11 protein-coding genes and 1 pseudogene are annotated in these 12014 nt (G+C 40.5%); 9 read left to right on the top strand and 3 right to left on the bottom strand.

Annotated elements, in window-relative coordinates:
- Both UC75_RS21720 and UC75_RS13595 read left to right on the top strand, forming a co-directional pair.
- Window positions 1-202 (top strand): annotated as a pseudogene (locus UC75_RS21720) (gluconate permease); the annotation flags it as partial.
- A 17-nt stretch (window positions 203-219) separates the two neighbouring features.
- Entirely contained in the window at window positions 220-732 is a 513-nt protein-coding gene (locus UC75_RS13595; RefSeq protein WP_049837910.1) for a gluconokinase, read from the top strand.
- A gap of 74 nt (window positions 733-806) precedes the next feature.
- Here the strand turns inward: UC75_RS13595 and UC75_RS13590 are convergent, their stop codons facing one another.
- Window positions 807-2072: a glutamate-5-semialdehyde dehydrogenase gene (locus UC75_RS13590; RefSeq protein ID WP_005302218.1), complete on the bottom strand. Its 1266-nt coding sequence runs from the start codon at window positions 2070-2072 to the stop codon at window positions 807-809.
- Window positions 2073-2371: 299 nt separating this feature from the next.
- Between UC75_RS13590 and UC75_RS13585 the strand changes: the two genes are divergently transcribed.
- On the top strand, window positions 2372-3685 hold the full coding sequence (locus tag UC75_RS13585) for an alpha/beta fold hydrolase (RefSeq protein ID WP_049837909.1): 1314 nt from the start codon (window positions 2372-2374) through the stop codon (window positions 3683-3685).
- A gap of 55 nt (window positions 3686-3740) precedes the next feature.
- On the opposite strand, the gene UC75_RS13580 is transcribed toward UC75_RS13585, so the two are convergent.
- Both UC75_RS13580 and nagZ read right to left on the bottom strand, forming a co-directional pair.
- Window positions 3741-4583, bottom strand: a complete 843-nt coding sequence (locus UC75_RS13580) for a class I SAM-dependent methyltransferase (RefSeq protein ID WP_049837908.1) — start codon at window positions 4581-4583, stop codon at window positions 3741-3743.
- An 80-nt stretch (window positions 4584-4663) separates the two neighbouring features.
- A complete protein-coding gene (gene nagZ / locus UC75_RS13575) occupies window positions 4664-5683 on the bottom strand; it encodes a beta-N-acetylhexosaminidase (RefSeq protein ID WP_049837907.1) in 1020 nt (339 codons plus the stop codon).
- A gap of 192 nt (window positions 5684-5875) precedes the next feature.
- On the opposite strand from nagZ, the gene UC75_RS13570 reads away from it, so the two are divergent.
- From UC75_RS13570 to rlmN, 6 genes are all read left to right on the top strand, one after another.
- Window positions 5876-8059: a carboxy terminal-processing peptidase gene (locus UC75_RS13570; RefSeq protein ID WP_004794726.1), complete on the top strand. Its 2184-nt coding sequence runs from the start codon at window positions 5876-5878 to the stop codon at window positions 8057-8059.
- A gap of 138 nt (window positions 8060-8197) precedes the next feature.
- Window positions 8198-9487: a glycosyltransferase family 4 protein gene (locus UC75_RS13565; RefSeq protein ID WP_128825291.1), complete on the top strand. Its 1290-nt coding sequence runs from the start codon at window positions 8198-8200 to the stop codon at window positions 9485-9487.
- A 24-nt stretch (window positions 9488-9511) separates the two neighbouring features.
- Window positions 9512-10063, top strand: a complete 552-nt coding sequence (locus tag UC75_RS13560) for a phosphatase PAP2 family protein (protein ID WP_013198979.1) — start codon at window positions 9512-9514, stop codon at window positions 10061-10063.
- 99 nt (window positions 10064-10162) lie between these two features.
- The gene (gene iscX, locus UC75_RS13555; RefSeq protein WP_003654869.1) at window positions 10163-10363 is read left to right on the top strand and encodes a Fe-S cluster assembly protein IscX; all 201 of its coding nucleotides are present in this window, start codon (window positions 10163-10165) and stop codon (window positions 10361-10363) included.
- Between the two features lie 113 nt (window positions 10364-10476).
- Window positions 10477-10908 carry a nucleoside-diphosphate kinase gene (gene ndk / locus UC75_RS13550; RefSeq protein WP_003654870.1) on the top strand — a complete coding sequence of 144 codons (432 nt, stop codon included), beginning with the start codon at window positions 10477-10479 and terminating at the stop codon, window positions 10906-10908.
- Window positions 10909-11031: 123 nt separating this feature from the next.
- On the top strand, window positions 11032-12014 hold a 983-nt coding region (gene rlmN / locus UC75_RS13545; RefSeq protein WP_228137372.1), incomplete at its 3' end, for a 23S rRNA (adenine(2503)-C(2))-methyltransferase RlmN.

Raw genomic sequence — 12014 nt, 5'->3', positions numbered from 1 at the left:
CGCTGTTAGGCCAGAACTTTTAGTACTTGCTACAGGCTCAGGTTCATTGGTTTTCTCACATGTAAATGATGCGGGATTTTGGTTAATCAAAGAATATTTTGGTATGACCGTGGGACAGACACTCAAAACTTGGTCGGTATTAGAAACGATCATTTCCGTGTTGGGTTTATCTTTCACGCTACTGCTTAGCACTATTTTATAATTAAAGGTGAGTAATCCATGATTGTGATTGCAATGGGTGTCTGTGGAACAGGTAAAACCCTCATTGGTGAGTTGTTATCAGAGCGTTTGGCTTGTGAGTTTCTTGACGGTGATACGCTTCATTCGGCTGCAAATAAAAGTAAGATGAGCCAAGGTATCCCTTTAACTGATGATGATCGTCTGCCATGGTTACAGGCGATTCGTCAGGAGATTGAAGCCAAACAAAAAGATGGTGAAACAGCTGTATTTACATGCTCATCTTTAAAACGTATGTATCGCGATGTTTTGAGAGGGCAAGACCAAAATATTAAGTTTGTGTACCTAAAAGGGTCGTATGAGTTATTACAGGAAAGACTTGCAGCACGATCAGGTCATTTCTTTGATCCATCATTGCTACAAACCCAGCTTGATACATTAGAAGAACCGGATATTCATGAAGCAATAACGATTGATATTGCTTTGACACCGGAACAGATTGTTGCGCAAGTTATGCAGCAACTTGGTGTAGTTAGTGATGTCTGCCAAGAATAATCATAGAAAAGTTTAAATGATAAAAATAAAAACGCCTGATATTGATCAGGCGTTTTTTTGAAGTGTTAAATCGGTTATTGGCGAATTTGCCCGTCACCTAACACAATCCATTTTTGAGAAGTTAAGCCTTCTAAACCAACTGGACCGCGGGCATGAATTTTATCTGTAGAAATACCAATTTCTGCGCCTAAGCCATATTCAAAACCATCAGCAAAACGAGTTGAGGCATTGATTACGACTGAGCTTGAATCTACGCGAGCCAAGAACTGACGAGCCAACGTGTAGTTTTCAGTTACGATAGCATCGGTGTGATGTGAACCATATTTGTTGATATGGTCAATTGCTTCATCAATGCCACTCACTACCTTAACTGCAAGAATTGGCCCTAGATATTCGGTGTACCAATCTTCTTCTGTCGCTGGTTTTACAGAAGCACCTAAAATGCGACGTGTTTCTGGACAACCGCGAAGCTCAACTTGTTTTTCAGCATAGAGTTCTGCAATGCGTGGTAAGAAAACGTCTGCAATTTTTTCATCAACGAGCAGAGTTTCCATCGCATTACAAACGCCATAACGATGTGTTTTGGCATTTAATGTAATTGGTAAAGCTTTTTGCAAATCTGCTTGTGCTTCCACAAATACATGGCAGTTACCATCAAGATGCTTAATGACCGGAATACGCGCTTCGTTAGTTACACGCTCAATTAAGCTTTTGCCACCACGTGGAACGATTACATCTACATATTCCGCCATGGTAATAAGATGACCAACAGCCGCGCGGTCTGAAGTGTTAATCACTTGAACTGAATCTTCAGGTAAGCCAGCAACTTTTAAGCCATGCTTAATCGCTTCAGCAATTGCTTTATTTGACTCGAGTGCTTCTGAACCACCACGTAAAATAATGGCGTTGCCCGATTTAATGGCTAAAGATGCAGCTTCAAGGGTTACGTTTGGACGTGATTCGTAAATCATCCCAACAACACCTAAAGGCACACGCATTTTACCAATTTGAATGCCTGTGGGGCGATATGCAAGATCCGTAATTTCCCCAATTGGATCGACAAGTGCAATCACATCTTTTAGACCTTGCAACATTCCTTTAAAACGTGCGGGCGTAAGTTCAAGACGATCAAGCAATGCGCTGTCGAGCTGATTGCTACGACCTTTATCCATGTCAATTTGATTCGCTGCCAAAATTGCTGCCTGATTATTTTCTAAAGCAGTATAAATAGCAGAGAGTGCATGGTTTTTTAGTGAGGTAGAAGCACTTGTAAGGACACGAGAGGCCTGACGTGCTTGTTGCCCAACTGTTTGCATATATTGTTCAATTGAATCTTGCATAGCATTTTTTAATCATTTACCAATGAGTAAGATAGTAGCAGTCAAATGCGGAACAATGAATGGCTTTTTTTGAAAAATGTGACCGTCATAAAAAAACATTTAAATATTTTGCAAACTATTAGCGACTTAAACAAGATGAGCGGTCATTTGAGCGATTGCGTATATTTCACACAATTGTTTAGAATGTTATTGTGCAATACAAACTAATACAAATTTTAAAGTTTTGTGCATAAAAGATTACGTGTTCAAGAAGGAACTCTTGCAGCATAAAAAAATTACAGCAAGGAGGAAGCAAGGATATGAATTCCATTATTCAAATGGATTCGGAGATCAACCAAGCTTATGCCGGTTTTGGCTTTTTCGATATCTACCATAGAGATAGTTTTAAACAACCTGCTCGTACCACATGGATTGACGGCTGGAAAATTGAATATATGGCAATTGCCGACCCAAAAACAATTCACAATACGCCAATTGTGATTGTGGGCGGAGCTTTCCAGAATTTTAATTCTTATAAATATTGTGTTGAACAATTGTTTGAAAGCGGTCCGGTCATATTAATTGATTTACCTTCTATGGGCGCAAATCAGCAAATTACCAATCGGGATACTGGAGTATCGGCAGGTACTTTAGAGCTACCCGATTTGTCTAAAATGTTGGGACGCTGGTTAGATATTGTTGGACTACAAAAAGTTTCTGTAATGGGAATGTCTTTGGGGTCAGTGATTGCTTCTTGTTTTGCTTATCATCGTCCAGAATTAATGGATCGCATGATTTTAATGGGAGTTATGCAAAAGACTCGAAAAAGTTGGCGAATGATTTTGGAAGAGTCGCTCAAGCTCATGCAAGAAAACCGCATGGAAGAGTTTGGGCAAGCTGTAATTTTATATTTAGTTAATCATGCAAAATTAGATAAAACCCGCATGTCACCAACAGCCAAAAAATTATTTTTTAGGCAAATGGCTGAGTTTACGGGTACTGAGCGAGAACGTTATGAAATTAACTGTAATCGTCTTTTGCGGTTAACTGATGTACCCATTCCAGAGTGTAAAACCCTAGTTGCAGCAGGGCAGTACGATAGTTTTACTCTGCCTCATGAAAATGCGAACTTTGCTTTGCAATGCCCAGATATGGAATTTGCACTTATTGCAAACGCAGATCATGTACCTCAATTGCAGCGCCGTAAAGAAACCATGAGTTTGTTCACTTCATTTTTGAAAGGGGAATCTATCCAAAATCTGGATGGCATTATTCCTATGACACGTGAACAAATGCAAAACATGGAACGCCGTGGGGAAGAGCGAGTTCGGGTTTTGCAGCCAAAAACTCAACTTACTCACCGAGAGTCTGATGTAGAGGTTCCTGTAACGATTGTTGATGTCACTTTCTTCGGTATGTATTTAAAAATGGATGATGTTTCGCAGCTTGATTTTGTGAATGACCATCCACGTGATTTAGCACTACATTTAAAAGATGAAGAAGGTAGCTTTGCAATTGAGTGCTTAATTTTTGAAAGTACAGAGCAGGGGATTCGAGCTTTATTTAAACATGGTAGTTTCGAACTTGCTGATCGTTTAAGCCGTTTTATTGCTCGTCAAAAACAAGCAGCTTAATAATATAGTTAGAGATGGAAGCTCGTTTATTTCGAGCTTCCATTTTTTATATTGGTTATTTTATTTGCGCGTGTATGGTCCAGACCAAGTCCCCTAAATGTTGCTCATGATTATCTTGAGAAACTTGTCCAAAGAAAATTTGTGGTTGTTCCACGCTAACTTGATCGAACTCTGTATCTTTAAAAAAGTCTTCAACTTCTTTGGGACTTTTGAAGTGAAAACTAAACGAGCTTCGAGACATTAATTTCAATAATTTACTGCTATTCCAGATAATACTGGCAAGTTTGTTTTTAACTGGTTCAGGGTAGAGATCCGTTAAATAATAAAAATTTTTAAAAGAAGCGCCATAGTGAGCAATTGATTGAATTAGTTGTTTTAATAAATCTTTATCAAAGTAATTAATTAAACCTTCACTAATCACAACTAGTGGGCGGTTCGGGTCAAATACTTCAAATGCTTGTGCAAAAGCTTCTGTAAATAAATCAACTGATAAAACTTCAGGTGCATTTTTTTCAATTTGTTGTAACGCATTTTGTTTGGTTTGTGCCATATCGGGTAAATCAAGCTCCCGATAGGTAATCGAAGGGTAATGCTGTCTAAACCACCAGCCACGTGGAGACAGGCCACATGCTATTTCTAGAACTTGTAAATCAGGACTTTCTTGAATGAGTTGTTCTAAGTGATGATCAAGCATGGTGTGGCGTTGTTTGAGCGTCGTGCGCATGCTACCGCCCACATATTTCTCAGCCCAAGATTCTATCGGATGAACCAAATATGCCAGTGATTTGCCTTTGGTTGTAGCAAGTGCTTCATGAGAAATCCCCATTTGATACCAGATATAGCCTGTATAGTGGGCTGTAAAAGAGATGTGGCGGTGTTTTGAAAGTTGTTGTGTCATTCGTCCTGAGCTCGATTTATTGTTTTTGTGTGGTTTGACTGATGATCGAGACCATCAGTCAAATATACGTTTAACTCAATTTAGATCGAATTTTTAAACTCTTCAATGGCTGTTTTGACAGCTTGCCACTCGTCGCCAAGCGATAAGGTTTCACCAATCTGAATTTGTGGAATTTGACCACGCATGCGTTCAAGGCGTTCTTGATTCGGTAGCTCTAGGTTTGCAATACCTTCAAGTGCTGTACATGCCGCACTACGGTCATTACACACGAGCCCCATATCACAACCCGCGGTTAAAGCAGCTTGGATACGTGCATCTGCGCCACCTGCTACACAAGCAGCTTGCATGCTTAAGTCATCAGAGAAAAGTACACCATCAAACTTCAAACGGTTGCGTAGAACTTCTTGAATCCAGAACGGTGAAAAACCTGCTGGATTTGGATCGATCTGATCATAAATCACATGTGCAGGCATGAGCGCATCAAGCTGTGGCATGAGCTTAATAAAGCTTTGCATGTCATGGTTGTAAATTTCATCATAGCTACGGCTATCGATTGCAGCTGCAACATGAGAGTCGGCTTTCACTGAACCGTGGCCCGGGAAGTGTTTGCCCGTGTTTGCCATTCCAGCTTTTTTCATGCCTTGCATAAATGCACCAGCAAGCGGGGCAATATCCTCAATATTTTTAGAGAAGCCACGATCACCGATCACATCACTAATTGCATTAAGGTCTAAAACGGGTGCAAAACTAAAATCGATACCTACAGCCAAGACTTCGGTTGCCATTAACCAGCCGCACTGTTCCGCCAGTTCAAGTGCTTTTTGAGGTTGAGTAATATAGAGCTCACCGAAACGACCCATGGCCGGTAATAAGGTAAAACCTGATCTTAGGCGCTGAACTCGGCCACCTTCTTGGTCGACAGCAATTAAAATATCTGGACGAATTTGACGCATATGGTCCGTTAAGGCACGGACTTGTTGTGGAGATTCAATATTTCGTGCAAATAAAATCATGCCACCGACTTGCGGAGCGCGTAATAGTTCAATATCTTCTTGAGTAAGTTCTGTGCCGGCGATGTCCAGCATCAATGCGCCAATCATATTGGTTCCATTTGAATTTTGATTGAAAAACAATAAGCGAATTTTGCAATGTTTTGCTACATTTTGTCAGTACAGAATATGATAAAACTACACGGTATAAACAATTTAGTTGGTTAAGATTTTGAATCTGCTTAGTTCATATCGAAAACAGAGCGTGTAAGATAGGAACACCCAAGGAAGTATTAAAAATTTATGAAACTTCAAACTATAGCTTGTGCAGTAGCGATCGCGACTGGCGGTTTATTCTTCACTCATACGATGAATGAAGCGAGAGCAGCAACCAATACTGCTGTGGTTTCTCAATCGATCCAGCCAACGCAAGAACAGGCTTTGGTGGCTCGCCAACTGGCAACTTTAGTTGATCGCCAACATTATTTAAATATGCGTCTGGATGCGACGACATCAAATCGTATCCTCGATATGTATTTAGATAGTCTTGATCCGGATCACTCTCTATTTTTAGACGCTGAAGTTCAAAATTATAAAAAACTATATGGTTCAAATTTTGGTGCTTCTTTAAAAGCGGGGAATTTGACTGGACCATTTGCAATTCATCAGCAATATCGTGAACGCTTAAAACAATTTTATGAGTTCATGTTAGCTGAGCTGAAACAGCAGCAAAATTTAAAACAGCCAAATAGCTATATTGAAGTAGATCGCGAAAAAGCGCCGTATTTTAAAACATCGGCTGAGCAACAAAATCACTGGCGTAAAATGTTGGTTTCGCAGTTAATCAACTTAACCATTAGCCGTGAAGAAGAGCAGGCGAAACAAAAAGCGCTTAAAGAAAATCCATCACTTGCTGATGGTCAAGATTTAACTGGCCCAGAAGATTTAACACCAGCTCAGACTTTAACTAAACGTTATACGCGTCAGCTTGAAAGAATTAGTCGTGTGAAAAGCGATGATGTGTTGGACAAAACATTGAACGCCATGTTGGCGACCTATGATCCACACAGTAACTATTACCCACCAATCGATGCGATAGAATTGAATCGCCAAACGACTTTGCAGCTTGAAGGTATTGGTGTGTCGATTCGTCCAGAGCGTGGCAATGAAGATTACACCAAGATTGAAACCATTGTAGAAGGTGGTCCTGCAAGTAAGTCTGGCCAAGTGAAATCAGGAGATCGAATCGTTGGAGTCGCCCAAGAAGGCGAGAAAATGATTGATGTGGTTGGTTGGACAAGTTCTGAAATTGTTGGACTCATTCGTGGTAAGCGTGGAACCAAAGTCACGTTAAAACTTCTTGGTGCTGGCGCATCAATGAGTCAAGCACGTAATGTGACCTTAGTGCGTGATGTGATTCAAGAAGAAGATGCTGGTGTTCGTTCACGTACAGTTGAAGTAACACGTGATGGTAAAAAGCATGTGTTGGGCGTAATTGAAATTCCATCATTCTATTTTGACTATCGTTCACGTCGTGCGGGTCAACAATACCGTTCAGTTTCTGAAGATACTGCCAATGCTTTTGAAGCGTTAAAAGCGAAGAAAGTAGAAGGTATCATTATCGACTTGCGTAATGACCCAGGTGGTTCATTAGAAGAAGTTGCACGTATGCTGGGTCAAGTGATTAAGTCAGGTCCAGTGGTTCAAATTCGTGATGGCAATGGCAACGTAAGTGTTTTTGAAGACAACGACGGTGGTCAGCAAGTTTACACAGGTCCACTCGCCGTAATGGTGAACTTGGCATCTGCATCTGCAAGTGAGATTTACTCTGCTGCAATCCAAGACTATGAGCGCGGTATTATTATTGGTAGTACAACGACTGGTAAGGGTACAGCTCAGGTGCAACTTGATACTCTGGCATACGGTCAAGCGACTTTAACTCAGCGTAAGTTCTACCGTATTACAGGTGGTAGTACGCAAAATAAAGGTGTAGTGCCAGACATTAAACTCGTCGATATCTATAACGAAGAGTTTGGTGAGCGTAAATCGAAAAATGCGTTGAAGTGGGACACAATTCCTACAGCACCATTTAAACGAGAAGGCTCTGTGCAACCTTATGTGGCAAAGTTGTCTCAATTCTCTGAACAACGTGTTGCTAATGATGCCCAGTTTAAATATCTAAATAAACGTACTGCGATTGCTAAAGTTACGAGCGACCAAAAACAAGTGGTGCTTGATATTGATAAACGCCGTGCTGAATTACTTGGTTTAGAGAAACAAACTTTAGATGCAGAAAATGAACGCCGTGCTGCAACGGGTCAAAAGCCTTTTGCAAACTGGGAAAGCTATCAAGCTTCATTAGATGCTCTAGCTGAATCTCGCGCTAAAATGAAAGCATCTCAACGCCCTGCATTACCAGAGGAAGAAACTTTTGTGACTGAAGCTGCAAATGTACTCATGGACTATGCAAAATTGCAAAATCGCTAAGTATTACTAGGTCTTAAGAGAAAAGCATGCTGTTATCAGTGTGCTTTTTTTATTTTTCATGTCAGTAAACTGTCACGCATTTATCATCAAAATGTCAAAAAAACTGCTTAATCTTTAAGCATGAAAATAAATACATTGATGGATGGCGCTATGCAAAGCTCATACGCGACAGCACTATTAAAACAACAGCAACTTCCTGAAAGCTTCCAATTCTTTTTTAAACAAAAGCAGCAGCTATCTAATACGCATTCATTGCATGATTTAGTGCGCCCACGTTTAAAAATTGCGATTGTGACGGAAACTTGGCCACCTGAAATTAATGGTGTGGCACTTTCATTATTACAACTATGCCAAGGTTTACAAAAACAGGGGCATAAGATTTTACTGATTCGTCCAGAGCAAAAGGCAAAATGCCATGACTTTACCCCAGAGCAAGAATGTCTGGTGATGTCGCAAGCGATTCCAAAATATCCGACTTTGCAATTTGGTTGGCCACAATATTTAAAAGTATCGAAAGCTTTTGAAAAGTTTGTGCCCGATGTGGTTCATATTGTGACTGAAGGACCGTTAGGTTTAACTGCCATGCAAGCTGCTAAGGCAAAAGCTATTCCAGTTTCTAGCGGCTTTCATTCGCCATTTCAAGATTTTAGTCGATTCTTCGATTTGGCTTTTTTGGTTAAACCGATTCAAAAATACCTATGCTGGTTTCACAATAATACCCAAGTGACTTGTGTGCCGAGTAAAGATACACAAGAAGCATTACGTGGTTTTGGTATTACTTGCCCGCTGGTTGTTGTTGGACGCGGCGTAGACACAACGAGATTTTCACCAAGGCACCGCTCTGAAAACTTGCGAAAGCAATGGGATGCCGATGAGAATACTCGGGTTATGCTTTATGTGGGGCGTTTGTCTCCCGAAAAAGAAGTACAAGTGCTCATTGAAAGTTATGCCAACTTACAAACTGTTCAGACCCATAAAACGAAATTGGTTATTGTGGGAGATGGCCCGGATTTTGCTCGTTTAAAGTCATTACCTGAAGCGAAGGGTGTTATCTTTACTGGAAGTTTAAGAGGTCAAGATTTGGCGGCTGCCTATGCAAGTGCTGATGTATTCGTATTTGCGAGTCAAGTTGAAACGTTTGGTAACGTAGTTTTAGAGGCAATGGCAAGCGGTTTGCCAGTTATCGCGTATGATTATGCATGTGCACATCAATACTTAACACATGGTGTGGATGGCTGGTTAAGCCCACTTGGACAAAAAAGCCACTTTATACAACAAATTTATCAGCTTCCTTCAGTACAACAACTTAGAGAAATGGGCGTGCAAGCCTGTCATAAAGTACAGCAAAGCGGTTGGCAACTTCCGGTTCAGCAATTGGAGCAGGCATTTTATCAGGTAGTGAAGGAGCCCTCGGTGGACTTCACCTAAGTATCCTAAAATAGGAGAATGACCATGAAATTTAAGAATGCAAAAATAAAAATACTCGATTTAGATTTAAGAGGCTGTTTATATCTTAATAATTTCTCTCACTCACAGCGTGTTGCCCTTTTCTTCAAAATCATTAGTCGTGTGGGTGACGGTCCATTTTGGTATCTAATGCTGGCAATTGTGTGGGGGATGCAAGGCATCACCTATAGCCTGCAAATCATCTACTTATTATTAGGTGGTTCTATTGGGACTGCGATCTATAAATTTTTAAAACATAAGACAACACGACCTCGTCCATATCAAGTGCATCAGGTGATTGTGCTCGGTGAGAGACCACTTGATCATTTTAGCTTTCCATCGGGTCATACACTTCATGCAGTGATGGTGACAATTGTGTTGGGTTATATCCAGCCCGCTTTGCTTGCGGCGATGTTTCCTTTCATGGTGCTTGTAGCATTGTCTCGTATGGTGCTTGGTCTTCATTACCCAAGTGATGTGATTGTGGGTGCGCTTATTGGTGCGGCGGTCGCGGGTATGATTATTTTTATGGCTCCGCTATTGAACATCGCTTTATAAGTATCGGTAATTTTTATCAGCTTAAGCTATCGATTAGGTTTGTGGATTTGCTAAAGTACACAGTTCGTGATTTAGCAGATTAAACAGATAGGAGCCGCTATGGGCTTACGTTGGACAGATACGATTGATATTGCCATTGAATTGTCAGAAGCACATCCAGAAGTTGATCCGCAATGGATTCGTTTTACCGATTTACATGCATGGGTGTGCGCATTACCAGACTTCAATGATGACCCAAATAAATCGACAGAAGGATTGCTAGAAGGGATTCAAATGGCCTGGATAGACGAAGTTCGCTAAAAACAGTAGAAAAAATCGCAACTTTTACACATTCAAAGCTGATTATTGCCTATGACATCGGTATAATGCGGCAAATTTTTTAATGTTTAAATTTTAAAATAAAGGAGCCACTCATGGCTATTGAACGTACTTTGTCTATCGTAAAACCTGATGCAGTTTCTAAAAACCACATCGGTGATATTTTTGCTCGTTTTGAAAAAGCGGGTTTAAAAATTGTTGCGACTAAAATGAAACACCTTTCTCAAGCTGATGCTGAAGGTTTCTATGCTGAGCATAAAGAACGTGGTTTCTTTGGTGACTTAGTTGCATTCATGACTTCTGGTCCAGTTGTAGTATCTGTTCTTGAAGGCGAAAATGCAGTTCTTGCACACCGTGAAATCTTAGGCGCTACAAACCCTAAAGAAGCTGCTCCTGGCACTATCCGTGCTGACTTTGCTGTAAGCATCGACGAAAACGCTGCTCACGGTTCTGACTCAGTTGCTTCTGCAGAGCGTGAAATTGCTTACTTCTTTGCTGACAACGAGATCTGCCCACGCACTCGTTAATCGAAAGCATTCAAACCAGATAAGTGGTATACTACTTATCTGGTTTTTTTATTCTCTCAAGAGAATATTGTTTGATTCTTGAACAATATCTTCAGTTTTTTGACATGGTTTAGGTAAATACACATGAGTTCTGCAGAGGTCGTTTCATCTGAAAATCTTGATGGACAGCAGCAATCTTCGTCCACGCTGGTAATTCCTGCTGCCGAAAATAAAGTGAATTTACTCGGCATGTCTCGCACTGAATTAGAGAAATTCTTTGAAGATATTGGTGAGAAAAAGTTTCGTGCCGGTCAGGTGATGAAATGGATACATCAATACTTCATTACTGATTTTGCTGAAATGACCAATATTTCAGGGAAATTGCGTGCGAAGCTTGAACAGATTTGTGAAATCAAAGCTCCTGAAGTGGTTCACCGTCACTATTCAAAAGATGGTACACGTAAGTGGGTTTTCCGTGTGGGTGATGGTGCAGGTTCTTTAGTTGAAACTGTATTAATTCCTGCCGAAGATAAAACAGGCTTGCGTAAGACTTTGTGTATTTCGTCACAAGTCGGTTGTGCATTAGACTGCTCATTTTGTTCAACAGGCAAACAAGGTTTCCAACGTGATTTAACGCCAGATGAAATCATTGGACAACTTTGGATGGCAAATTATTCTTATATGGAAGAAGTGCCTGTTGCCGAGCGTGAGCGTTCAGTGACCAATGTCGTGATGATGGGTATGGGTGAACCATTGCTCAACTATGATGCCGTATTAAGCTCAATGCAGATTATGCTTGATGACTTTGCTTATGGCATGTCTAAGCGTCGTGTGACTTTATCAACATCAGGTGTTGTACCTAAAATTGATCAACTTGCAAAAGACATTGATGTTGCTTTAGCAATTTCTTTACATGCGCCAAATGATGAATTACGTAACGAATTAGTGCCAATTAATAAAAAATATCCATTGGCTCAGTTGATTGCAGCATGTCAGCGTTATATTGCCAAAGATGGTAATGAAAGTACGCGTAAACATGTGACTATTGAATATGTGATGTTAGAGGGTGTAAATGATCAGCCTGAACATGCACAGCAAATGATTAAATTATTAAAAAACCTACCAAG

It is taken from the genome of Acinetobacter sp. V2, from assembly GCF_001188385.1.
Lineage (GTDB): Bacteria > Pseudomonadota > Gammaproteobacteria > Pseudomonadales > Moraxellaceae > Acinetobacter > Acinetobacter oleivorans.
Note: the sequence above shows the minus strand (reverse complement) of the source record. Positions and strands in the feature narration are given on the sequence as shown.